The sequence below is a fragment of the Rhodopseudomonas pentothenatexigens genome (assembly GCF_900218015.1).
GTDB lineage: Bacteria > Pseudomonadota > Alphaproteobacteria > Rhizobiales > Xanthobacteraceae > Rhodopseudomonas > Rhodopseudomonas pentothenatexigens.
In genome coordinates this window covers 1-22911 of record NZ_UFQQ01000032.1, presented here as the reverse complement: position 1 = coordinate 22911, position 22911 = coordinate 1, and the positions used below count along the sequence as shown (strand labels likewise).

Annotated in this window: 17 protein-coding genes, 1 tRNA gene, 2 pseudogenes and 1 other annotated feature; of the genes and pseudogenes, 6 read left to right on the top strand and 14 right to left on the bottom strand. The window is 62.7% G+C overall.

All coding sequences use genetic code 11. From position 1 onward, the window contains the following. Positions 1 to 54 precede the first annotated feature (54 nt). Positions 55 to 1254 (bottom strand): PLP-dependent cysteine synthase family protein, encoded by a 1200-nt coding sequence (locus DWA33_RS21745; RefSeq protein ID WP_114360588.1) that lies wholly within the window; start codon positions 1252 to 1254, stop codon positions 55 to 57. Positions 1255 to 1468: 214 nt separating this feature from the next. Between DWA33_RS21745 and DWA33_RS21740 the strand changes: the two genes are divergently transcribed. Both DWA33_RS21740 and DWA33_RS21735 read left to right on the top strand, forming a co-directional pair. After that, positions 1469 to 1936 (top strand): Lrp/AsnC family transcriptional regulator, encoded by a 468-nt coding sequence (locus DWA33_RS21740; protein WP_114360587.1) that lies wholly within the window; start codon positions 1469 to 1471, stop codon positions 1934 to 1936. A gap of 42 nt (positions 1937 to 1978) precedes the next feature. Next, a pseudogene (locus tag DWA33_RS21735) lies at positions 1979 to 2313 on the top strand (IS3 family transposase); the annotation flags it as partial. Further along, positions 2182 to 2298 (top strand) — a sequence feature (AL1L pseudoknot). It overlaps the preceding pseudogene by 117 nt. Positions 2314 to 2555: 242 nt before the next feature. On the opposite strand, the gene DWA33_RS21730 reads toward DWA33_RS21735, so the two are convergent. From DWA33_RS21730 to DWA33_RS21715, 4 genes are all read right to left on the bottom strand, one after another. Continuing rightward, complete coding sequence (locus DWA33_RS21730; protein WP_147270295.1) at positions 2556 to 4451, bottom strand: hypothetical protein; 1896 nt, start codon at positions 4449 to 4451, stop codon at positions 2556 to 2558. Next, complete coding sequence (locus DWA33_RS21725) at positions 4444 to 7542, bottom strand: HTH domain-containing protein (protein WP_147270294.1); 3099 nt, start codon at positions 7540 to 7542, stop codon at positions 4444 to 4446. Before DWA33_RS21725 ends, DWA33_RS21730 begins: the two co-directional genes overlap by 8 nt. Positions 7543 to 7579: 37 nt before the next feature. Further along, the gene (locus DWA33_RS21720; protein ID WP_114360584.1) at positions 7580 to 8800 is read right to left on the bottom strand and encodes a restriction endonuclease; all 1221 of its coding nucleotides are present in this window, start codon (positions 8798 to 8800) and stop codon (positions 7580 to 7582) included. Between the two features lie 258 nt (positions 8801 to 9058). After that, positions 9059 to 9134, bottom strand: a tRNA-Ile gene (locus DWA33_RS21715). A gap of 410 nt (positions 9135 to 9544) precedes the next feature. On the opposite strand from DWA33_RS21715, the gene DWA33_RS21710 reads away from it, so the two are divergent. Continuing rightward, positions 9545 to 10951: a GGDEF domain-containing protein gene (locus DWA33_RS21710; RefSeq protein WP_114360583.1), complete on the top strand. Its 1407-nt coding sequence runs from the start codon at positions 9545 to 9547 to the stop codon at positions 10949 to 10951. A gap of 16 nt (positions 10952 to 10967) precedes the next feature. Here the strand turns inward: DWA33_RS21710 and DWA33_RS21705 are convergent, their stop codons facing one another. Beyond that, positions 10968 to 12212, bottom strand: coding sequence for an MFS transporter (locus DWA33_RS21705; RefSeq protein ID WP_114360582.1), 1245 nt, complete (start codon positions 12210 to 12212; stop codon positions 10968 to 10970). Positions 12213 to 12477: 265 nt separating this feature from the next. On the opposite strand from DWA33_RS21705, the gene flhA reads away from it, so the two are divergent. Continuing rightward, positions 12478 to 14607, top strand: a complete 2130-nt coding sequence (gene flhA / locus DWA33_RS21700; RefSeq protein ID WP_167443259.1) for a flagellar biosynthesis protein FlhA — start codon at positions 12478 to 12480, stop codon at positions 14605 to 14607. A 332-nt stretch (positions 14608 to 14939) separates the two neighbouring features. After that, positions 14940 to 15140 carry a hypothetical protein gene (locus DWA33_RS21695; protein WP_114360581.1) on the top strand — a complete coding sequence of 67 codons (201 nt, stop codon included), beginning with the start codon at positions 14940 to 14942 and terminating at the stop codon, positions 15138 to 15140. 182 nt (positions 15141 to 15322) lie between these two features. On the opposite strand, the gene DWA33_RS21690 is transcribed toward DWA33_RS21695, so the two are convergent. The 4 genes from DWA33_RS21690 to fliI all read right to left on the bottom strand — a co-directional run bounded on the left by DWA33_RS21690 (position 15323) and on the right by fliI (position 18856). Next, positions 15323 to 16267 carry an anti-sigma factor gene (locus tag DWA33_RS21690; protein WP_114360580.1) on the bottom strand — a complete coding sequence of 315 codons (945 nt, stop codon included), beginning with the start codon at positions 16265 to 16267 and terminating at the stop codon, positions 15323 to 15325. Continuing rightward, a complete protein-coding gene (locus DWA33_RS21685) occupies positions 16267 to 16815 on the bottom strand; it encodes a sigma-70 family RNA polymerase sigma factor (protein WP_114360579.1) in 549 nt (182 codons plus the stop codon). Before DWA33_RS21685 ends, DWA33_RS21690 begins: the two co-directional genes overlap by 1 nt. 178 nt (positions 16816 to 16993) lie before the next feature. Next, positions 16994 to 17422, bottom strand: coding sequence for a flagellar export protein FliJ (fliJ, locus tag DWA33_RS21680; protein ID WP_114360578.1), 429 nt, complete (start codon positions 17420 to 17422; stop codon positions 16994 to 16996). A gap of 108 nt (positions 17423 to 17530) precedes the next feature. Then, entirely contained in the window at positions 17531 to 18856 is a 1326-nt protein-coding gene (gene fliI, locus DWA33_RS21675; RefSeq protein ID WP_114360577.1) for a flagellar protein export ATPase FliI, read from the bottom strand. A 367-nt stretch (positions 18857 to 19223) separates the two neighbouring features. Between fliI and ctrA the strand changes: the two genes are divergently transcribed. After that, positions 19224 to 19925, top strand: coding sequence for a response regulator transcription factor CtrA (ctrA, locus tag DWA33_RS21670; RefSeq protein ID WP_011157191.1), 702 nt, complete (start codon positions 19224 to 19226; stop codon positions 19923 to 19925). A 282-nt stretch (positions 19926 to 20207) separates the two neighbouring features. On the opposite strand, the gene DWA33_RS21665 is transcribed toward ctrA, so the two are convergent. The 4 genes and pseudogenes from DWA33_RS21665 to DWA33_RS25555 all read right to left on the bottom strand — a co-directional run. Continuing rightward, the gene (locus DWA33_RS21665) at positions 20208 to 21086 is read right to left on the bottom strand and encodes a CheR family methyltransferase (RefSeq protein WP_114360576.1); all 879 of its coding nucleotides are present in this window, start codon (positions 21084 to 21086) and stop codon (positions 20208 to 20210) included. After that, a complete protein-coding gene (locus tag DWA33_RS21660) occupies positions 21083 to 22264 on the bottom strand; it encodes a protein-glutamate methylesterase/protein-glutamine glutaminase (RefSeq protein ID WP_114360575.1) in 1182 nt (393 codons plus the stop codon). The genes DWA33_RS21665 and DWA33_RS21660 overlap by 4 nt, the downstream gene beginning before the upstream one ends. A gap of 79 nt (positions 22265 to 22343) precedes the next feature. Next, the gene (locus DWA33_RS21655; protein WP_011157188.1) at positions 22344 to 22709 is read right to left on the bottom strand and encodes a response regulator; all 366 of its coding nucleotides are present in this window, start codon (positions 22707 to 22709) and stop codon (positions 22344 to 22346) included. A 67-nt stretch (positions 22710 to 22776) separates the two neighbouring features. Further along, positions 22777 to 22911: pseudogene (locus tag DWA33_RS25555) on the bottom strand (chemotaxis protein CheW); the annotation flags it as partial.

The following is a 22911-nucleotide window of genomic DNA, read 5'->3' as shown; positions in this document are numbered from 1 at the left end:
GCGGCGGTTCCTGATGTTCGCCAATCACAGCAAAGTCGAATTCACACCCGGCGTTCACCTGCGTTGCGCAGGCGCCGGCCAGCTCGCACATTCAAATCCCGCGCCATCGCCCGGCATCTCGAACACGCCCGAGGCGAGGAACCGCTCGAGCGCCGCGACATAGGGCGCGGTGTCGATGCCCTCGGCCTTCAACCAATCGTCGTTGTAGTACGTGTCCGAATAGCGCTCGCCGTCGTCGCACAGCACGGTCACCAGCGAACCGGACCGGCCGTCGCGCAGCATCGCGGCCGCGCACCAGCACAATCCGACGAAATTGGCGCCGGTCGATCCACCGACACGATGCGACAGCCGCGCCGCCAGCACATGCGCGGCGGCGACCGACGCGGCGTCGGGAACGCGCATCATCTGATCGATCACGCTGGGCACGAAAGACGGCTCGACGCGCGGGCGTCCGACGCCTTCGATGCGCGAGCTGCGAACGCAGTTCGCGGTGCGCTCGCGCGACTTGTAGGCTTCGAAGAAGCACGAATTCTCCACGTCGACGCCGCACAGCCGCGTCTTCTTTCGGCTGAACCGAATGTAGCGGCCGATCGTCGCGGAGGTCCCGCCGGTGCCGGTGCTCATCACGATCCACTCGGGCACCGGATGAGGTTCGCCGGCCATCTGCTTGAAGATGCTCTCGGCGATGTTGCCGGTGCGCCAGTCGATCGCGCGCTCGGCATAAGTGAACTGATCGAGATACAGGCCGTCCAGTTCGGCGGCGATCGTCTGCGCCGCGGCGTAAACCTCGGACGATCTGTCGACGAAGTGACAGCGGCCGCCGAACCGTTCGATCGCCGCGATCTTCTGCCGCGAGGTCGAACGCGGCACGACCGCAATGAACGGCAGGCCGAGAAGTTCGGCAAAATACGCTTCGGAGACCGCCGTCGATCCCGACGACGCCTCCACCAGAGCGGTCCCCGGCCCGATCAGGCCGTTGCACAGCCCGAACAGGATCAGTGAGCGCGCCATGCGATGCTTGAGGCTGCCGGTCGGATGCGTGCTCTCATCCTTGAAATAGACGTCGATGCCGTCGAGCCCGGGAAAGCGAAGCTTGAACAGATGCGTGTCGGCCGAGCGCCGTGCGTCCGCCTCCAGCCTGTCGATGGCGTTTCGCACCCACTCCGGCTCGGCCGCCTCACTGCCGAACGGGCCCGGCACCCGCCTGGGCTCCGCAGGAAGATTGCGCGCCGTCGCCATTTGAACCGTCGTCATCACTTCACGAACCCCGCGCGCCGTGGAAACAGCGGGACGGACGCCCCCCGTATCCGCCTCCTGCACCAGCGAGGACCCGGCACGCCTGATCATCGCCCGACGCCGCGCAGATCATTCCGCGGCCGTCTTGGCGGTAAGATTAGTGATTGATTTTGCAGGAATGTTCACATATTTCACTCATCTAACGACCAATTTTGAGGAGTTTGACCCGATAATGGCCCATAAGATCGATCAAATTGATCTTCGGATTCTTGCGGCCATGCAGGCCGACTCGTCGCGCTCGCAACGCGAGCTCGCGGACGAAGTCGGGCTGTCCCAGAATGCGTTCTGGCGACGGCTGAAGGCGCTCGAAGCCAGTGGCGCGATCACCGGCTATGGGGCGCGCGTCTCCCAGGAAGCCGTCGGCGTGCCGATGACGGTGTTCGTGATGGTGCGGACCCGGCGGCATTCAGCCGAATGGCTCAAGCGCTTCCGGGCGCAGATCGAATCGATCTCGGAGATCGTGGCGTTCTATCGGATCAGCGGCGACTTCGACTACATGCTGAAAATCGCCGCCCGCGACATGAGCAACTACGACAAGGTGTATCAGACCATCATCAACAAGACCGAGCTGGAAACCGTCACGTCGTATTTCTCGATGGAAGCGATTATCGACGGGCGCCCGTTCCCGATCGGGCGCTGAAGCAAGGCGTTGCGCCGGTGTTCAGCATGCGCCGCCGGCGTGCACCCGTCGCGCTGGGCGGCGGTGACGTCGATCGCGGCCAAGATCGGCTACACGCCGCAGACGCTGCATGACTGGCTCAAGAAGGCGGAAATCGACAGCGGGAAGCGGGCCGGCGTTCCGACCGAGATGGCCGAGAAGCTGAAGGTCCTGGAGCGGGAGAACCGCGAGCTCCGGCAGGCCAACGAGATCCTGCGCAAGGCCAGCGCCTATTTTGCGACGGCGGAGCTCGACCGCCGGCCCAAGCCATGATCGTATTCATCGACGATCATCGTGGGGCGCATGGGGTCGAGCCAATCTGCAGGGTTTTACCGATCGCCCCTTCGACCTACCATGATTTGCAACAGCAAACCGAACTAGCCTAGCGGCAATGACCCGGGTCAAGCCGTCAGGCCGAAGGCGAAGCCCGAAGGTTCGCCTTGACGGTGCAAGGGGCTGCAAGCTCGTAAATTTGCGCGAGGGATAGCCACCCGAAGGGCCGAGACAAGCTCCGCTAGGCTGGGTGTGTCCTACGCAGCAAGCGTATATGGCCCGGTCGGCGTAAGCCGACGCGCCCAAGTGCATCAAAGATGTTTGATGTTCACGCCGCACGCCGCGCTAGCCTTGAAGCTGCCAAGGCGCGTCCAAGACGTTGTGATAGCGCATCCCAGACGAGCTGGAGATGACGAAGTGAGTCATGAAGGTCGGGCGACGCCGACGGCTTCGCCAAGAATGATACTGATTCCAAACGCCGCGCCAACGTGTCTGCCGCCTTGGTGCGGTCCACGTATGCGCTCGCACACTCGACCAAGCGAAGAATGATTTCGAAGGTCGTTTCGTCTTCTTTCAGCTCGCGGATTTTTTCTAGAGAAAATTGCGCGACGGAATCAGCCAAGGCTTCGTCATGCGCCAATACCGCAACGTATGAGAGCAACTGCAACGCGAACTTGGTATTGTTATCGAATAAACGCGCCGATGTCTTTTGCAAATCGGCAATAACTGTATGACAGGCTATTACGAACTCTTTCGGCGCTCCTACGATGTAAACGCCTGGCGTGCAGTCAATAAGTGCATCCAATGTTGGCGCGTTGCAGAACTTTTGAAAGGAGTCGCGAAAGCCCGCGCCTTCCTCCAGTGTGGGCTGCTTGCGGCGCGCGCTTTCACCAATCGCCGGAATTACGGCGAACACGGACAATTTCTTTTGGGTTATCCACTCGCGCGCTATTTCAATGCGCTCAACCCACGCGGCGGGCCTTGTAGCTTCCGGAAATTTCTGGAGCGCCGCATCAGCGCGGCCAACGGCGTCCGCTGTGAGATGATTTCCCGACGCCCATTCGGGTTTCCATCGCGCTTCGGACACCTCTTCAAGTAGAGTTGATAGTAGAAATGCTTTTCCAGAGTGATTCACGACCCACTCAAATAGCTTCTCCGCATTGTCCGCACCGCAGGCACGCGTTACTAATGACGCGTTGGCTGCTGCAGTAATGCGACGCCAGAATGGCGGTCTGCGTTTAAGTTGCTGATGCTGTGCCAAACGGACCAGAGTGAGAATAAATATCGCGGCAAAAAACGTGCAGCGCTCAAGCAACTGTTCCATATCGCCGAATAGCTGGTCGAGAAGCTTCGTGCCCGCTGCCTCGAAGCGAGCATCCGTAGCGAACCGCTCGCAGCAGACTTCAAACGCGCCAATGACGGCAAAATGATCGGGTAATGACGATGCGCGCTCAAAGAGATTCAATATCGTATCGGCTGGCAGTTCCCTAAATATGTCAACCGGAACAAGGCCGGGCGCGCACCACGACAACGAACTCACAAAGAAGGCACCGGTAGGACTTTCGTGGAACGCGCGCGCTCGCTGTTCCTCGGCCTCCAGATGCAGAAACTCCTCCAAGGTTTCCGAATTCCGCCAGCGAGCAACCAAATTGTCCCAGTATCCCATATCCTCGGGCAGCAAGTCGGCATTCGACAGATCGCGAGCCGCCACTTTCGACCTAATCTTTTGGATGATACTTTCGGGTGAGCCGGACATAGTGCTTACTGCAGTTACAAAGTCATCGTCTGTGACCACCTGTTTGCTCACTATACCTCGCAACTCATCCACGGAACCGCTAGCGAGTGACCGCTCCTTCAGATAACGGTCGAGATAAGAGCGTCGAGTGTCCCGGTCCGGGCTAAGGAGGCCTGCGTGTGTGAACACGAATGTATTTTTATTAGCGGCAATTCGCGCAGTCCCGTTCTCGGTGATGGAAATCTCCGCTTTTAACCGCTTACCATTTTCGTCAACGATGGACGTTACCGTCTTTCCCGCCAGTACATCCCTGAATGCGGCCAACAGTCGATCCTGGTGAACGGTGACATCAGGACCCAAATGCGCAGGCCTGTGCGTAGGGATATCAAACTTACTCGCGATAGCTCCGTCCGAGATGACATCGGACGACAATTGCCCTTCGAGTTTGCGTAATGCGAAAACCGCCTTCAAGCGCGGCAGGTCAGGCAAGGTTTCGGCGACCCTTACCTTTACGCTTCGCTTTGCGCCTTTTTTTTTTCGCCGCCCGCCTCTTTGGCTTCGCCGCGGCTTGGTGGGCCTTGTGCTTTTTTTTGACTTTTTCAACAACATCATCCTCGCCAGATAAAATGAATGCACGCAATTGTTCGACTACGGCTTGATACCGGTCGGGCCATACGGCACGCAGTGGCTCAAGGCAACTAAGTTCAAACCACGCGTTGTAAGCTGCAATTGTCTCGGTTTCGCCTAGCTCGACTGGAAATGCGAGCGTCGACATGATTACGCGATTGACGGCCTCTACCCACTCCGGTGGAGGCTCGTTGTCCCACCGGGCGCCCCAATCCTCGGGTTTAGGAACAATCTGCATCACCATATCCGACAGGCCACCCGCGAGCTCTGCGTTATGGACTGATTTCCAAATCGGGATGATTGCCGCCTTGACGGCCATGCTCGTGTTGGCGAACCAGCGGATTTCTCGCGGAAACGAAGGTATCTCCGAAACGCGCGCCAAGTCGATACTTTCCTGAATGGCTCGTAGTTCTGCGGACATTGCGCTGTGGCTACGGCCTACAGCATGAGACATTTCTGCAGTTTCAACAGGCACAATAGCCGCTCCGCCAACGCGCAATTTGTGACGTGCAGAAAGACGCTCGGCTTCGGAAAGCGTTCCTCTGCCGCGAAGTTCTTCCAAGACATCAAGCGTCGACAGACAGGGAATGCGCTTTCCATTTACATCGGCGGCGAAATTCTCCTTGTTCAGGGCCCGGTCGTCGCAAACCACTGCGTCGACGGCTGTCAAGTCTGACAAAAGGTGCAACGTCGACGGTGTATCATCCTCCCGCTTGCCACGCTCAATCCGGCGCGGCCCGAATGACACTCTGCCGGATGCGTTCGCCGTTCTAATGTTGTCCCGAATATCGTCGATGATATTCAGCACCTCCTCCACGTGTTGATGATGCTCGATGAGCGCCAGTGCCTCGTCTTCCGCCACGCCTTCGATCCGAACATCCTTGAATGTCTTCATGACGGCGTCGAGGAGGCCGGTTGTCTGCAGATAGATAAGTGCCAACTGGTCGATGAAGAGCGGTTTCGAAGAGTCCGGCTCAGCGCAACCCGGGAGACCTTTGTCTTGGAGATTGAAATAGTTTCTCGCTGTTTCTTCTTCGGCATGATTAACCGCGCCGCGCTCAACAAGAACCTTCAGCAGCGCATGCATGTCCGACAAATGAGGAAGGTGCGCCGTTACGTCGGCTGGTTTTTGCTCCAGACCAGGTCGGTGAACCGGTCCCGGCCGCAAAACTATCCCGCCAGCATCGACGGCATTCCGAATCAGCGCGGAAAGAGACGAGTCGAATTCTTCCGATAATGGCTCGGCGTCACTCTCGAGAGGCCGCACAATTTTGATGCGATTGCGCAATATTGTCTGTTCAAGCTCCCGCGCTCGCTTTATCCGCGACTTTTGCACGTGTTGGACGCGGCGCCTGCCATCGAACAACTCCGTGAGGATGGTCGCAGGAAGAGCAATTGTCTTAAACGTCTTGAATACCTTCGGAAGCACGCCAAGCCATCCGAGGACTAACAGTCCCGAGATATCTAGGCCCAAGCTCGTGATCGCTGAACCGACGCGCTCCGGTGGCCTATGTCCACTGAAAAGCGGAATGACGTACTTCCTGCGAGCGTCTTCCAAACTCGAATTACGAACGAGATTTCGCAACAGAATGTCGACAACAGTCGTTCGGAGTCCCGGCGCGGCGATGACTAGTGGCACTTCCGCCTTGTTGACCCGTTCGCTGATATCCGCCGTGCGCTTATCCCATTCACGCTGCTGCGGAAGGATATCCTTAAGCTCGAACTGTTGGATGGGGCCTCTCTTTCCAGAGTGTTGCAGCGCCTTCCTGAACCACTCGTGGCTCTCAGGCACTTCCTCTTCAAGCCCAGCTTCAATTATCGCAGTGTAAGCGCCGAGCCAAACATGCGGGCTGTCGCCTGCTTTCGAAACTGCAGCCCGCACTAAGTCCATAAACGGCCCGTGTCCTGATTGCTGTGCAAGGTGTGCCGCACGTATCAACGTCAGTCCCGAGTGCTTCGAGACGTCATCAAGATATGCCGCCAGCGGCTTGGCCAGAGACTCCCATTCGCCAGACTCGACCGCTATAGCGATTTCGAGCTGCAAGTCGCGGTCAGAGCTCAAAAGTGCGTCTGCCGCCGTTTTTGCTTCCTTCAATCTGCCTTTTCGGAAAAGCGCCCACGCGTAGTGTTGCAATAACCCAGGTTCAAGTTCTTTCAGGAGCGGATGCGCCTCAATAACCCGCATTAATTCTGCATCGTCACCGAGACGTGCATGGGCCTGCGCAGCTCGCGCAATGTCGTGGGGGTCAGAGGATTGTGCGAACAGCTCCTCCGAATATTTGGCTATTGCGCGGTGGTCGTTTTTGGCCGTTAGCGACATAACCAAGGAGCGCAGAGCTTCGGGATTTCTAGTTTGCTCATAGACCTTCAAGTCTTCAGCGACCGGGTCTTCACCTTCCGACTTTTTAATCAGGGCTTCGAAACCAGCGACGCCCTCTGGCGTAAGCTCGGCACGGTGTTTGTCGAGTAACAGCCGTGCAGAAGCCGTGTCACCGGCCAGCGCGAGCGCCTGGATCTCGATGGTAAAGATCGGCGGGACTTTATACGACGCCTCAAACCGTGTCCGGTATCGTGCGATTAATTCCGCAACGCTCGCGGGCTCCTTGGAATGTATCCTAATGATAAGCGCGGCCTTCAGGTCATCGTCGTCCAGACCGCCAAGGTCTTCACGCGCTGACAGGTACTGTTCGATTTCTTTCGGATCGAAGCTAGAGTCGAAAGCGAATGCGAGTGACAGGCGTTCTTTCGCGATGCGAATGTCTTGCATTTCCTCCCGCAGACGCGCAAGGCCTATTTCCCTGCGATGCGGATGCAGCAATTCGCACCAGCGCAAGTAATTTTCGGCTAACCGTTTCGCCTGATAAAGTTCAAGCTGTGCGGCAACCGGAAGCAATGCAATCAGATCACCTATGGCGAGGTCGAGGCGTGCTGCGGTCGTGCCGACGTCGAGCACAGAACGCGTCCCACGCCGGGCGTCCATTTGAAAACTACTAAAAAGCAAGGTCTCTGTCCGGTATCGGCAATACCGAAGCCATGTTCACTATCGCACGCAGAAAACGAAAATATGGACCCTGATTGAATTGTTCGGTCGAGAGCTCTTCCAGGCGGGACCGCAATGCGTCCAAATCTTCCGTTTTAAGGTGGGCTCCGGCCAGTGTTCGCAGACCGTTAGTTGTCAAATCTCGGACGGAAAGTTGCTTGTCGGCAAACCATTTCAGAGCCGCCTCAGGTCCCCGATGCCGCAAAATTATGTTCAACACCGTTGAGCGCGAGTCCGCGTCAGTGCGATCCCTGATGAGGGCGAGCGCTCCATCGATGTCGCCGCGCCTTTCAAGTACTCGCGCGCGGGCTAGCCGGTCAGACTCGGCACCGGGCACGGTTTGCACTATCGTCAGAAGTTCTTCGGCCTTTTCCAGCGTACCTCTTACCGCCGCGCTGCGTGCGGCCCGCAAGATTATTGCGCGGCGAAGGTCCGGAGCAACGGTGGTGTACGGGGGCTCGCAAGCAATGTCGGCAACGCTTCCATACTCATCCGTCGCCATGGCCTCGGGAAGAAATGACCGGCGCATCGCGCGGTCATATCGAGCCGCCAGGTCGCGCTCCAACGCCTCGGTCAGTCCGGCATTCTGCTGTGCATCGGAAATATAGCTTTGTTGCTGGTTAAGACTTGCGTCACTCAACCCTGCCAACACCCGCTTAGACGTCTCGTCAGCAATGGCGGTGGCGGCCTGCTGAGTTGCATGAGACAGGTCGGGCAAATAGCCATAAGTGCGCAATAGGTCCGGATACTTTGCGAGCCTTCTCGTTATTTCTTTCCAGCTTTCGATTCTAACCGCGAATAGCTTTTCTTTTTTGTGTGCTTCCGTTATTGCGCGCGCATGGGCTTGCACCGTTTTATCATTCGATGCGGTGGTTGCGATGACAAAATGCTTGAGACCCGGCTTCCACGTTTTCGCCTTGGCAACCTCTTGGTCAATCTCATCGGTCGTGAGCTCTTTGGGCGGCCAGATGTCCTTCTTTTTGCATTGAACGCCCGTATAATTCTTGCCGTCCGGGCGTCCATAGATATCTACTCCGCCTTGTGGTTGGCCTTGCCGACCGTGACGTTGCGTAGCCGAGTCTTTCCATTCCAGTGCATAGAAGTCCGCGCACAAGCTCTCGAATTCTTCCCAAGAATCCGGTGGCGGAAATTGTTTGGTGGGGAGAGACATCGACGCTTTGCTGTTCGGACAGATGGAACTACCTTGGGTGAAAACGCAGCCGCGAGGTCAGAGTGAAAACTGGACTATTCGCGCGACTAATGCGGCGAGCCGCCAAACGATCTGCGTGAAACAACTAATGCTGGCGAACCGCATCAGCAGATGTCAAGGAACCCTCGCCGTTATTGACCGATATTAGGGGAAATTCGGCACGGTTTATCGCTCCCGCTCGAAATCGCCCTTTGGACGGCGGCGCATGGCCGTTAAGACTGGTGGGCCCGGCAGGACTCGAACCTGCAACCAGACCGTTATGAGCGGTCGGCTCTAACCATTGAGCTACAGGCCCCGCCGGCGGCCGCAGAGGGCGGCGGACGGTGCGGTCTCCCCATACAATGGCGCCCCGGCTGCGGCAATCGGCAGCTTGGGCCGGGCCCGGCGCCGCGAGAATGGTGGCCGCAGGCACCGAACGCCGCGACGGTCGCATCGCGACCGGCCCGGCCGCTGCAGCAATTCGATCGTTAACGCCGGATGAAGCGGCGCCGCCGCGGGCGTGAATCGCCCCGGAAACCGCTCGCCCGGCGTCTTCCAGCCCCCAGTGCGGTACCGGCGCCGCGGCATCCGCGGCGGCAAAGGCGGCATCCGGCCGGGCATTCGAGCATCGGCGCCCCCAGCCGGGCAACAACAGCCGGCCGCGCTTAACCCGCCCCAAACAATCGTGGCGCTAGGGTCGGCAAACGATCGACCGTAGGCGCGCCAATGCCGCTCTTCCCATGGAACCCGCTGTATGAAACCGGCGATCAGCGGATCGACGAACAGCATCGCGGGCTGTTCGACATCACCAATCAGCTCGCCGGCGCGATCCAGCACCGCGACGCGATGCCAAAGCTGTCGGCGCTGATCGAACGGCTGCGCGACTACGCGCGGATGCACTTTTGCGACGAAGAGGCGCTGATGCGCTGCTCGCGGCTGCCCGCCGCCGAGATCGACCGGCACGTCTGCGTCCACCGGACGTTCCTGCGCGAGGTCGACCGCCTCGCCGCGCGCACCGATCTGACCGACGTCGAAGCCGCCGAAGCCTTTCTGGCGTTTCTGATCAACTGGCTGGTCGGCCACATCCTCAAGCTCGACCGCCGCATCGCCCAGGCGCTGATCGACCGCACCAAGACCGACGACCACGACGAGTTGGCGGTCGAGGAGGTGCTGATCGACGCGTTGATGGAGAGCGAGCGGCGGTTTCGCATGCTGTCGGACGAGGCGCCGTCGCTGATCTGGGTCAGCGGCCGGTCCGGTCAGCGCTGCTTCGTCAACAAGGCCTGGTACGACTTCGTCGGCATCGATCAGACTGCCGCCACAGATATCGACTGGGCCGGCTTCGTGCATCCGGAGGATCGCGAACGCTACCTGTCGTGCATCGGCGACGTGCTCGCCACCGGCCGAACCGCGACGGTCGAGGCCCGGGTGAAGACCGCGTCCGGAGATTGGGGCTGGATCGTGGAGAAGATCAGTCCACGGATCAGCCGCAACGCCTGCATCGGACTGATCGCGGCGGCGACCGACATCACCAACGCCAAGGCCTCGGAGATGCTGCTGTCGGAGGTCAACGGCCGGCTGGAGCGCGAGGTCTCCGAGCGTACCCGGAAACTCAAGCTGCTGGCGCTGGCCGATCCGCTGACCGGCCTCGCCAACCGCCGCTCGCTGCTGGAGCGGATCGAGCGCGAGGTGGCGCGGTCGGCGCGGTCCGGCGACGAGCTGTCGCTGCTGTTCATCGACGTGGACCACTTCAAGACCATCAACGACACCCTCGGTCACGCCGCCGGCGACGCCGCGCTGATCGAGGTGGCGCGATTGATCGGACGGTCGCTGCGCAGCACCGACTTCGTCGGCCGGCTCGGCGGCGAGGAATTCGTCGCGGTGCTGGTCGGCACCGGAGAAGCCGGCGCCTGCGAAGCGGCCGAGACGGTCCGGCGCACCATCAGCCGGCACGATTTCGACGGGCTCGGGCGACCGGTCACGGTCAGCATCGGTGTCTCCACCCATGGCAGCGGCGACAACGGCACCGCGCTGCTCGACCGCGCCGACCACGCGATGCTGCAGGCCAAGCGCGACGGCCGCAATCGCTGCCGCTCGGCCGGCCGCGACGGGCACGACCGCCTGTCGGCCTGACGCCGCCCTCCCCGGCTCACGCCATCGCCACCCGCGGCCCGCGGCGGCGGGCGCGCAGCAGCAGCATCAGCATGATCGCGACGTTGAGCGCGTTCCAGGCCATGCCGTTGACGAAGGCCGCGGCATACGAGCCGGTGGCGTCGAAGATCACCCCGGAGATCCAGCCGCCGAACGACATCCCGAGCACCGACGCCATGATCACGAGGCCGACCCGGGTGGCGGCCTCGCGTGCCGGCATCGCCTCGCGCACGATGATCGCATAGGCCGGTACGATGCCGCCCTGGAACAGGCCGAACATCGCCGAGATCACGTACAGCGAGCCGAGGCCGTCGAAGAACAGATAGAACAGCAGCGCCACACCCTGCGCCACCGAGCCGAGCAGCAGCGTGCGGATGCCGCCGATCCGGTCGGCCAGGAAGCCGGAGCCGATCCGGCTGATGATGCCGAATGCCAGCATCAGCGACAGCATCTCGGCGCCACGCGCCGCGCCGTAGCCGAGGTCGCCGCAATAGGCCACGATGTGGACCTGCGGCATCGCCATCGCCACGCAGCAGGCGATGCTGGCGACACACAGCAGCGCGGTCAGCGTGTTGGTGGGAAGCTGCAGATCGATCTTCGGCGGCGGCGCCGCGGCGTGGCTGGTGGCGGCGTGGCCGCGCATCTGCGCCCGCAGCAACAGAACGACCAGCGTCATCGACACGGCACAGAATGCGCCGATCAGAAGATGGGTGGCGCGCCAGCCGATGGTGGCGCTGCCCCAATTGACCAGCGGCGGCCACAGCGTGCCGCCGAGATAATTGCCGGTGGCGGCGATCGTCACGGCGAGGCCGCGATAGCGCTCGAACCAATGCGAGGCTTCCGCCATCAGCGGGCCGAACGTCGCCGAGGCGCCGGCGCCGATCAGGAAGTGCAACGCGATGAACTGCCAAAGCGAGGTCGACAGCCCGGCTCCCGCATAGCCGAGCGCGATCAGCGCGATGCCGGATCCGATCGCCGCGACGATGCCGAACCGGTCGGTCAGCTTGCCGGTGGCGACCCCGCCGAGGCCGAAGCCGAGCATCGCCATGGTGAAGGCCAGCGAGGCGGCGCCGCGGCTGGCGGCGAACTCCGCCTGCACGGTCGGCAGTACGACGACGACCGACCACATCCCGACGCTGCCGATCGAACCGATCACCAGCGCCAATCCGAGCCGGACCCACGCCTGGCGCGAGTCGAGCGTGAACGCCGGCGTTTTGCCGGTCTTTCCCAAGGGCGTTTCCATGGTTGCAGAGTTTCCGGACCGCGCGCTGCGGTCAAGCCGGGCGCCACGGCACCCTGCCATGCGGTCGCACCCCCGCCGGCGTTAACTCTTTGCTAACCATGCACCGGGCAAATTTTGCCCAGTGAATTGAAGTGTCGTCGGCCGCGAACATCGGGGAATGCCCGTGGACGCCAGTGCGGTGCCTCACGTCGGCCCCAGCGGCCCCACGGCCGCTTTGCGCCCCGGCGTTCGTGGCAAGCGACATGCGCGAGAGGCGACGGCGGACATGACGGACACTACGGTCGGCCAGGGCTCAGGGTCGGGCATCCCCAGCGTCAAAGAGATGATCGCGATCCTGCGGCGCGGCGATCTCGCGCTGGCGATCGGCGTGCTGACCATCCTGGTCGTGCTGATCCTGCCGCTGCCGGCGATCATTCTCGACCTGTTCCTGGCGATCTCGATCACGCTGTCGATTCTGATCCTGATGACGGCGCTGTTCATCCAGGCGCCGCTGGAATTCTCCTCGTTCCCGACTGTGCTGCTGATCTCGACGATGCTGCGGCTGTCGCTGAACATGGCGTCGACCCGGCTGATCCTGTCGCACGGTCACGAGGGCACCGCGGCCGCCGGTCACGTCATCGAGGCGTTCGGCGGCTTCGTGATGGGCGGCAATTTCGTGATCGGGATCATCGTGTTCACGATCCTGATCATCGTCAACTTCGTGGTCATCACCAAGGGTTCGGGCCGTATCGCCGAAGTCGCCGCGCGCTTCCAGCTGGATTCGATGCCCGGCAAGCAGATGGCGATCGACGCCGACCTGTCGGCCGGCCTGATCGACGAAGCCACCGCCAAATCGCGGCGCAAGGAGCTGGAAGACGAGAGCGGCTTCTTCGGCGCGATGGACGGCGCCTCGAAATTCGTCCGCGGCGACGCCATCGCCGGCCTGCTGGTGGTGTTCATCAACGTGATCGGCGGCATCGTCATCGGCGTGATGCAGCAGGGCCTATCGTTCAGCGAGGCCGGCCACACCTACACGCTGCTGACTGTCGGTGACGGCCTGGTGACGCAGATCCCGGCGCTGATCGTGTCGACCGCAGCCGGCCTGCTGGTGTCCAAGGCCGGCATCACCGGCTCGGCCGACAAGGCGATGATGGGCCAATTGTCGGGCTACCCGCAGGCGCTCGGCATGGCCGCCGCGGTGATGCTGGTGCTGGCGGCGCTGCCGGGGATTCCGACGCTGCCGTTCCTGGCGCTCGGCGGCGGGGCGGGCTATCTCGCGTTCAAAGCCGGCAAGCGCAAAGCGCAAGTCAGCGCCGAGGCGGCGCAGGCCGCGGTGGCGCCGGAAGCGGCGGCGGCTGCAGCGGCTGCGGCGTCCGCCGAGGAGCCGATCGCCGCGGCGCTGCGGATCGACGACCTCAAGATCGAACTCGGTTACGCGCTGCTGCCGCTGGTCAACGGCCCGGACGGCACCGACCGCCTGACCGAGCAGATCAAGGCGCTGCGCCGCTCGCTGGCGATCGAGATGGGCTTCGTCATGCCGGCGGTGCGCATCCTCGACAACGTCCAGCTCGAGGCCAACACCTACGTCATCAAGATCAAGGAGGTCGACGCCGGCTCGGGCCGGATCTGGCCGAACCAGTTCATGGTGATGGACCCGGCCGGCGAGCAGGTGACGGTGCCCGGCATCCACACCACCGAGCCGACGTTCGGCCTGCCCGCAACCTGGGTCGACGCCAACTTCAAGGAAGAGGCCTCGCTGAAGGGTTACACCGTGGTCGACGCCGCCACGGTGCTGTCGACCCACCTGACCGAACTGCTCAAAGCCAACATGTCGGACCTGCTGTCCTACGGCGAGACCCAGAAGCTGCTGAAAGACCTGCCGAAGGAACAGGGCGAACTGGTCAAGGACATCGTGCCCGGCCAGATCACCGTCTCCGGCATCCAGCGCGTGCTGCAACTGCTGCTCGCCGAACGCGTCTCGATCCGCGACCTGTCGACCATTCTCGAAGGCGTCGCCGAAGCGCTGGCGTTCTCGCGCAATCCGTCGACGATTGTCGAGCATGTCCGCGCCCGGCTGGCGCGCCAGATCTGCGCGCAGAACACCTCCTACAACGGCTACCTGCCGCTGATCGCGCTGTCGGCGAAATGGGAGCAGGCGTTCGCCGAGTCGATCATCGGACAGGGCGAAGACCGCACCCTGGCGATGGCGCCGTCGAAACTGTCGGAATTCATGACTGCGGTCCGCGACAAGTTCGAACAGGCCGCCCGCGAAGGCGAAGCGCCGGTGCTGGTGACCTCGGCGTCGATCCGCCCGTTCGTCCGCTCGCTGGTGGAGCGCTTCCGCGCGCAGACCACGGTGATGTCACAGGCCGAAATCCATCCGCGGGCCCGGTTGAAGACCGTCGGCAGCGTCTGAGCGATTGGTTGCACTGCGCCGCAGCGAGCTTTCCGCTGCGCGACTTTTGGGCAACAGACAAGCTCTATGGCGGCCCGAAAGGTACCTTGACACTGCTGCGTCGCCAACGGCCAGAACTGCTCCTGTCATCCTTGATTTGATTAATTTTCAGTAAGTTAGCCAGGGATTTCGCACTGCATTCTCGCGCAGGATCACAGTTGTTCACGCGCTTGTGACCACCCCTGCGGAACGGGCCGAGGATTTCCTACGTTTTCTGCGTGAGTTCTTTGAACCTGCTTCGGGATCGCAAACACGAATTTCCGAGGGTGGAGAAGACACCAGGAGGCTCCGCGATGAACCATTCGATCTACAGTGCCGATCGCACCACCCACCTGAAGATTGTGGCCGTGGCATTGGTGGCGGGGATCGCGGTGGCGGGCCTCGGGATCAGCGCGCGCCTCGGCGCCGACGACGGCTACACCCAGACCGCTAAGGTGATCAAAGCAGGCAAACCGATGGCGATCAGCAAGGCGGAGACCATGGTGGTCCGCTAACCGTTCCAGCCGTCACGCATGCCGGATAGCCCCCCTGGCCAACGCGTGAGCTGAGGAGGTCCCACTCACCCCAGGTGGAGACCCAAAGGAAAACGCCCGCTCCCCACGGGCGTTTTTCTTTTGTGAAATAGCTCGGTCTGACCGATCTCGTTCGGGCCACCGTGCCGGCCGGCGCCGTGCAGTTACTTCTGCGGCGCGGTTCGCATCGGCTCCGGCGGCACGCTCTCCACCAGCTTGCCGGTGAACACGATCGGGCCGGTGGCGACGCCGGTCGGCGAGCCGCCTTCGGGTTCGATCGTCACCGCGTAGGTCGCCTTGTTGACCAGCTCGGGATCGAACGAGGACAGCACCGGATTGACGGTGAAATCGCGCCCGCCGATCACGCCGAGCGAGCGCGGCTTCTGCAGCTTGTCGGAGACCAGCCAGAGTTCGTAGCTCTTGCCCGGCTCCGGCGTGGCGGCGACGCGGCGCACGGTGAAAGTCTTGGTGGCGGCGTCGACGGTGAGGATGAACGCCGGGGCGTCGCCGTCCTTCTGCAGCACCGCGACGTACTGCGCAGGAATCGGCGGCGGCGGTGCCTCGACCGTCACGACCTTGGTGCGAACAGGCGGTCGAACCGCATCAGGCAGGATGTCCGGCTGATACACTTGCGCGCCGACCACGAGCAACAGCGACGCCGCGACCGCGCTCGACAGCATCGCCAGGCCGCGCCAGACATAAGCGCGCTTGGCGAAGTACACGACGCGCTTGGATTCCGGGCTGAGTTCGGTCGACTCGCTCGACGGTGCGGGCCCGATGTCGTTGGCGGGGCGGGGCAAGATCGGCTCTCCCGGCGCACCGAGCACCCCCGAAGCTGCGTCACCGCTCGGTGACGCAGCCGGCGGCGGCACCGCGCGCTGTGACTCGGTGGCGATCGCCGCCTTGATCCGATCCCACACCTCGCCGCGCGGCTCGACCAGCCCGACCATCTGATTAAGCGCGCCGAGCTTCAGCTCCCAGGCCTGCACCAGCGCCGCGAACGCCGCGTCGTCGCGCATCAGCGCCTCGGCCTCCGCCCGTTCGGCGGCGTCGAGCGTGCCGAGCGCATATTCCGCGGCGAGCGCGCTATGGTCTTCGCTGTGAGCCATCAGGTCAGTCCCAAACACCCCCGAACATCGAGCAGGCTGCGGCGCAGCCAGGTCTTGATCGTGTTGGCCGGCGCCCCGAACTTGGCGCCGAGCTGCTCACGGCTCCAGCCGTTGTAGTATGCCAGCAGAACCAGCTTCTGGCGGTCGGGCTCCAGACGGCCGATGCACTCCAACAGCCGCTTCAGTTCCTCGGTCATCTCGCGGCGCGCCAGCGGATCCGGCGTCTCCGCCGCGACGTCGTTGGCAGACGGCTCCTCCTCGATCGAGACTTCGCCGCGCTTGCGCGCGACGTCGATCGCCCGGTTGCGCGCGATCGACGCCATCCAGGTGATCGGCGAAGCGACCTTGGAATCGAATTGCGCGGCGTTGTTCCAGATCTTGACGTAGGCGTCCTGGATGACTTCTTCGGCGAGATCCTGTCGCCGCAAGATACGGAGAACGACGCCGAACAGTTTCGCCCGGGTAGCATCGTAGAGCCGCTGGAACGCGTCCTGATCGCGCTCGGCGACCGCGGCGATCAGCGAAACCAACTCAGCCGGCGACAGCATTCCTAAGACCTCACCATGGCCGTTGCGGCCACGCCCCGGTTCGAGCCGGGCGACCCGAACCGGACCAGCATATCGTGCAACGCAACGTTCCACCACGTTGCTGCACAGGCTGTGGATACCGCAAACGAAAGCCCGGACCACGCGGTCCGGGCTGTTTCGATCGCCGCAATGTCAGGCGTCAGATGACGGCGCCGGCGCCGCCGAGCCGCGCCCGCATCAGGCCGATGCTGTCGAGATCGGCCTGCTCGCGGGCACTCTCTTCGGCGCGCTCGCGGGCCTGATCGCGCTCGTCGAGCAGCTCGACCTTCTTCATTTCGTCGAACGCCTCCGACAACTGGCCGCGCGCCTCCTCGAGCTGCACCCGCAATTCGTCGGCGGACCGGGTCAGGTTCTCGCGCCGCTGAATCGCTGCCTTGGCGTAGGTCGGATAGGCGAAGTGGGTCGGGTCGGCGATACCGGCGCGTTCCTGTTCGGTGATGATTTCGCGCTCCAGATCGGCCGACATCCGCTCGAAATCGGCAATCATCGCTTCGATCTGGGCGACCCGCCGGCGCCGCTCGTCGACCTGAAATTTCTTCAGGCGGATCAGCGTGTCACGTGACTTCATCGACTCGTACTCCCCAGAAGTCCCGATTCAACGCGGGACAACGCCGGCCCGCCGCGCAGGGGCAACCGGCAAATCGATTGACGTGCCAAGTATGATGGCCGGACAAAGTTAGCGTTCCGTTTCTACATTGCTCAGGATCTGCTCCAATTGTGCATATCCAGACTGCAGGCTGGTCGCCTCGTCCTTGCCCTGACGCAGGAAGTCTTCCAGCGGTTCGTGCAGCCGCACCGCCTCGTCGACCTCGGCGCTGGAGCCCGGGCGGTAGGCGCCGAGCCGGATCAGCTCCTCCATGTCGGCGTAGGTCGCCATGATCTGACGCGCGCGCTTGATCAGCGGCAGATACATCGGATCGGCCGATTTCGGCATCGTCCGCGACACCGATTTGAGCACGTTGATCGCCGGATAGCGGCCGCGCTCGGCGATCGCGCGCTGCATCACGATATGGCCGTCGAGAATACCGCGCACCGCGTCGGCGACCGGCTCGTTGTGATCGTCGCCGTCGACCAGCACGGTGAAGATGCCGGTGATGGTGCCTTCGCCGAGCCCCGGGCCGGCGCGCTCCAGCAGTTTCGGCAGCTCGGTGAACACCGTCGGGGTGTAGCCCTTGGCGGTCGGCGGCTCGCCGGCCGACAGCCCGATCTCACGCTGCGCCATCGCGAAACGCGTCACCGAGTCCATCAGACACAGCACGTCCTTGTCGTTGTCGCGGAAGTACTCAGCGATCGCCAGCGTCAGATACGCTGCCTGCCGCCGCATCAACGCCGGCTCGTCCGAGGTCGCCACCACCACCACCGAACGCGCCAGCCCCTCCTCGCCGAGGTCGTCCTGCAGGAACTCCTGCACCTCGCGGCCGCGTTCGCCGATCAGTCCGATCACCGACACCGCGGCGTCGACGTTGCGCGCCAGCATCGACAGCAGCACCGATTTGCCGACGCCGGAACCGGCGAAGATACCCATGCGCTGGCCGCGGCAGCAGGTGAGAAAGGTATTGAGCGCGCGCACGCCGAGATCGAGCGGTGCTCCGACACGCTTGCGCGAATGCGCCGGCGGCGGCTGGTTGCGGAACGGCATCGGCGACGGGCCTTGTACCAGGGGCCCTTTGCCGTCGATCGGTTCGCCCAAAGCGTTAACGACGCGGCCGAGCCAATGCGGCGACGGTCGCACCTGAGCCGCGGCGTTGGCGATGATCGCGCGGCAGCCGCGACGCACGCCCTCGAGCCCGGCGAACGGCATCACGATCGCATTGTTGCCGGTGAAGCCGATCACCTCGCACGGGATCGAACGGTTCGTTCCGGTCTCGACAACGATGCGCGCCCCAACGCTCATCGCGTGAATCGGCCCCGCGATCTCGACCATCAGACCGCGGACGCCGACGACGCGCCCGTAGGTATTGACGCTGTCGATGTCGCCGATCTGTTCCGCCAGGGCCTTCATTGCGAAACCCTTAAGTTCGTCGACGCGAGGGCTGTCACCTTAACTTCGTGTTTACCCGCATCGTTAATCATTGCGTCACTGTCTTTGGTAGCTGAGCACGCTCGCCCCTCAGAATGAAGGGCGAGTCGAAAGAGTCGGTTAGCGCCTACTCTTAAAGTGGAACTTGAAGGGGCCGGTCAGCAAAAAGCTGCTTTCCCGCAACACCTTAGTGCGATTCGACAAAAATTGCACGATGGGACCTTGCGGAGCCGAATCAGTTTTTGTTAACCATTCCTCGTCAGGATCCGAATCAGTTCTTCAAAGGCGTTTCCAGTGCCGCAAGTGTGCGGACGCCTGACGCCCGTAGCGGCGCTTAGAGGGGACTGGCATGCGCGTATTGCTGATTGAAGATGACAGCGCGACTGCGCAGTCGATCGAATTGATGCTCAAATCCGAGAGTTTCAATGTCTACACGACGGATCTCGGTGAAGAAGGCGTCGACCTCGGCAAGCTGTACGACTACGATATCATCCTGCTTGATCTGAACCTGCCGGACATGTCCGGTTATGATGTTCTCAAGCAGCTTCGCGTCTCCAAGATCAAAACCCCGATCCTGATCCTGTCCGGCCTCGCCGGCATCGAGGACAAGGTGAAGGGTCTCGGCGTCGGCGCCGACGACTACATGACCAAGCCGTTCCACAAGGACGAGCTGGTCGCGCGCATCCACGCCATCGTCCGCCGCTCCAAAGGCCACGCCCAGTCGGTGATCCAGACCGGCGATCTCGTCGTCAATCTCGACACCAAGACCGTCGAAGTCGGCGGCCAGCGCGTGCATCTGACCGGCAAGGAATATCAGATGCTGGAACTGCTCTCCCTGCGGAAGGGCACCACGCTGACCAAGGAAATGTTCCTCAACCACCTCTATGGTGGCATGGACGAGCCGGAACTGAAGATCATCGACGTCTTCATCTGCAAGCTGCGCAAGAAGCTCGCAAACGCTTCCGACGGCCGCAACTTCATCGAGACCGTGTGGGGCCGCGGCTACGTGCTGCGCGAGCCGTCCGAGGACGACGTCCGCATCCCGGCCTGACCAGGTTTACCCAGGAGCGCCAGCCGGCGCTCTCCTTCCGAGTGAGCCTCCAGCCCCGCCGCAAATGGCGGGGTTTTTGTTTTTGGGAGATGGTCAGGCGCACCACTCCCCTCGCCCAGTCATTTCGAGGCGCGCTGTAGGCGGACGCGTTGACGCCGGGACTACTTTGGCTGCGGGCTTGCACAACAACCTCGGGATTCCGGGTTCGCTGGCTGCGCGAGCGCCCCGGAACGACGAAGGACGTGTAGTAATGCTGAGGTTGAAGAGCCCGAGGGCCGCTCCTCAGCCGGCGCGCAGGCTGCTGAGGGCGGTGGTCGCGGGGAACGCCGGGACGATCGAAGGCGCCGACTTCAGGTTCGGCAGATAGACGCCGCGGCGCGACGCGTGCGGCTTGAACACTTCGGTCAGGCCGACGACCGTTTCGGCCGCCCCGAGGGTGAGATAGCCGTCCGGCTCGAGCCGCTTGGCGATCCGCTCCAGGATTCCGACCTTGGTGGCCTGGTCGAAATAGATCAGCACGTTGCGGCAGAACACGATGTCGAACGTGCCGAGCGCGGAGAAGTCCTGCAGCAGGTTGAGCTGGCGGTGCTGCACCATCGCCCGGATCTCGGGACTGAGCTCCCACACCTCGCCGGCCTGCTTGAAGTATTTCACCAGAAGCTGGATCGGCAGGCCGCGCTGCACTTCGAACTGACTGAACAGGCCCGACTTGGATTTCGCCAGCACCTGCGGCGACAGATCGGTGGCGATGATCTCGAACCGCCAGCCGGCGACCGCCGGCCCGAGCTCCTTCAATGTCATCGCGATCGAATACGGCTCCTGCCCGGTCGACGACGCCGCGCACCAGATCCGCAGCGATCGCCGCGCGGCTCGCGCCTGCAGCAGCGCCGGCAGCATCTCTTCGCGCAGATGATCGAACGGCATCTTGTCGCGGAAGAAGAAGGTTTCGTTGGTGGTCATCGCCTCGACGACGTCGGCGATCAGTGCCTCGGCGCCCATCCCCTTCATCTTCTGGACCAACTCGGCGATCCCGCCGAGGCTGAATCGGCGCGCCAGCGGCAACAGCCGGCTCTCCACCAGATATTGTTTGTCGGCCGACAGATCGAGGCCGGACCGTTCCTTCAACAGCTTGCGCAGAAACTCGTAGTCGGCCGGATTCATGAGCGGTCTCCAGCGAACAGGCGAACCACTTTCGGGCCGATCTGATTGAGCGGCAGCACCGCCGCGCAAACGCCGGCATTGGCGACAGCGCCGGGCATGCCCCAGACGACGCTGGTGGCTTCGTCCTGAGCGATCACGCTGCCGCCGGCGGCGACGATCTCCTTGCCGCCGCGCATGCCGTCCGAACCCATGCCGGTCAGCACCACCGCCAGAATGCCGCTCTGCCAGACATCGATCGCCGAAGTGAACAGCGGATCGACCGCGGGCTTGCAGAAATTCACCGGCGGCCCGTCGTCGAGCGCGATCACCGGATTGCCGCCCTGCTTGGCGACGCGCATGTGCTTGCCGCCGGGAGCTAGGTAGATATTGCCTGGCTTGATCGCCTCGCCATCGATGCCTTCATGCGCCGGATGCCGGCTGGCGCGAGCGAGATGCTCGGCAAGAATCGTGGTGAAGGTCGGCGGCATGTGCTGCGTGATCAGCACCGGGAAGCGGTCGATCACCGGTCCGATTTCGGCGACCACCGACATCAGCGCCTGCGGTCCGCCGGTCGACGAGCCGATCAGCAGGACCCGCGGCGCGGTCGGACCGAACGAGCGCTTCACCAAGGCGGCTTGGCTCGCGACGCTCGGCGTCGCGGGTGTGAGGGGGGCCAGCGGCGCCGGATGCGGATCGCGGGCGCGCTCGACCGCCGGTGCGGCGGACGCGGCCGAGGCGCGGCGGCGGACACGACCGCCGAGCGAGCGGATCTTCTGCAGCAGGTCGTGTTTGAAGATGTCGGCGGCGTGCGGCTCGCGGGTGGTTTCCGGCTTCGGAATGTAGTCGGCGGCGCCGAGCGACAGCGCCTTGAAGCTGATCTCCGCGTTGCGGCGGGTCAGCGTCGACGCCATGATCACCACGAGATCGCGCTTCTTGGCGAGCAGTTGCGGCAGCGCGGAGATGCCGTCGAGCTCCGGCATCTCGATGTCGAGCACCGCGACGTCCGGCTTGACGCGTTCGAGCTGATTGACGGCGTCGAGCCCAGTGCGCAGCGAGGCAGCCACCACCATGTCCGGCTCGGCTTCGACCCAGCGCGAGATCAAACCGCGGATGACGACCGAGTCGTCGACGATCATCACGCGCAACGGCTCGTATTGCGCCGAATTCGTAGCGGGACTACCTGCCAGAGCTACGCTCATAGAACACCGACGCAACGCATACTTCCACTCCCCGTCGCGTCCCCGAACGCGCCGTCAAAGACCGACCTTCCGACCCCCGTCAGATCAGGCCGACTTCCTGAAACTTCGCCGTGACGATGTCCTTGTCGAACGGCTTCATGATGTACTCGTTGGCGCCGGCGTGCAGCGCGCGCGCGATGTGCGCGACGTCGTTCTCGGTGGTGCAGAACACCACTTTGGGCGCGTCACCGCCCGGCATCCGGCGCAGATTGCGGAGGAACTCGTAGCCGTCCATCACCGGCATGTTCCAGTCGAGCAGCACCGCATCGGGCAGCCCGTGCTTGCAGGCTTCGAGCGCCTTTTCGCCGTCTTCGGCCTCGACGATCTCGAAGTCGAGTCCTTCGAGGATGCGTCGCGCGACCTTCCGGATGACGCTCGAGTCGTCGACCACCAGACATGTCTTCATTTTCTGCCTCTATCAGTTCACGCCCGGTTGGGCAGTTCGTGCGATTACGCCGCGATCATTCCAGACGTCATGCAGCCATACGTTGGGTTGCGATTTCGAGGACTTTGTCGACGTCGAGGACGACCATGAGCTGTCCGTCGAGGCGGTGGACGCCGTTGGCGAAGGAGGCCATGCGGGGATCGAGGTTGACCGGGTTGGTCTC

Excerpts from the sequence above, each read along its gene's own strand:
- DWA33_RS21665 (WP_114360576.1), bottom strand. The coding sequence starts at position 21,086 with ATGAATCCGGCCGACTACGAGTTTCTGCGCAAGCTGTTGAAGGAACGG.
- DWA33_RS21720 (WP_114360584.1), bottom strand. The coding sequence starts at position 8,800 with ATGTCTCTCCCCACCAAACAATTTCCGCCACCGGATTCTTGGGAAGAA.
- DWA33_RS21710 (WP_114360583.1), top strand. The coding sequence starts at position 9,545 with ATGCCGCTCTTCCCATGGAACCCGCTGTATGAAACCGGCGATCAGCGG.
- DWA33_RS21690 (WP_114360580.1), bottom strand. The coding sequence starts at position 16,267 with ATGGCTCACAGCGAAGACCATAGCGCGCTCGCCGCGGAATATGCGCTC.
- DWA33_RS21660 (WP_114360575.1), bottom strand. The coding sequence starts at position 22,264 with ATGAGCGTAGCTCTGGCAGGTAGTCCCGCTACGAATTCGGCGCAATAC.
- DWA33_RS21695 (WP_114360581.1), top strand. The coding sequence starts at position 14,940 with ATGAACCATTCGATCTACAGTGCCGATCGCACCACCCACCTGAAGATT.
- ctrA (WP_011157191.1), top strand. The coding sequence starts at position 19,224 with ATGCGCGTATTGCTGATTGAAGATGACAGCGCGACTGCGCAGTCGATC.
- DWA33_RS21705 (WP_114360582.1), bottom strand. The coding sequence starts at position 12,212 with ATGGAAACGCCCTTGGGAAAGACCGGCAAAACGCCGGCGTTCACGCTC.
- DWA33_RS21685 (WP_114360579.1), bottom strand. The coding sequence starts at position 16,815 with ATGCTGTCGCCGGCTGAGTTGGTTTCGCTGATCGCCGCGGTCGCCGAG.
- DWA33_RS21740 (WP_114360587.1), top strand. The coding sequence starts at position 1,469 with ATGGCCCATAAGATCGATCAAATTGATCTTCGGATTCTTGCGGCCATG.
- DWA33_RS21745 (WP_114360588.1), bottom strand. The coding sequence starts at position 1,254 with ATGACGACGGTTCAAATGGCGACGGCGCGCAATCTTCCTGCGGAGCCC.
- fliI (WP_114360577.1), bottom strand. The coding sequence starts at position 18,856 with ATGAAGGCCCTGGCGGAACAGATCGGCGACATCGACAGCGTCAATACC.
- DWA33_RS21655 (WP_011157188.1), bottom strand. The coding sequence starts at position 22,709 with ATGAAGACATGTCTGGTGGTCGACGACTCGAGCGTCATCCGGAAGGTC.
- flhA (WP_167443259.1), top strand. The coding sequence starts at position 12,478 with ATGACGGACACTACGGTCGGCCAGGGCTCAGGGTCGGGCATCCCCAGC.
- fliJ (WP_114360578.1), bottom strand. The coding sequence starts at position 17,422 with ATGAAGTCACGTGACACGCTGATCCGCCTGAAGAAATTTCAGGTCGAC.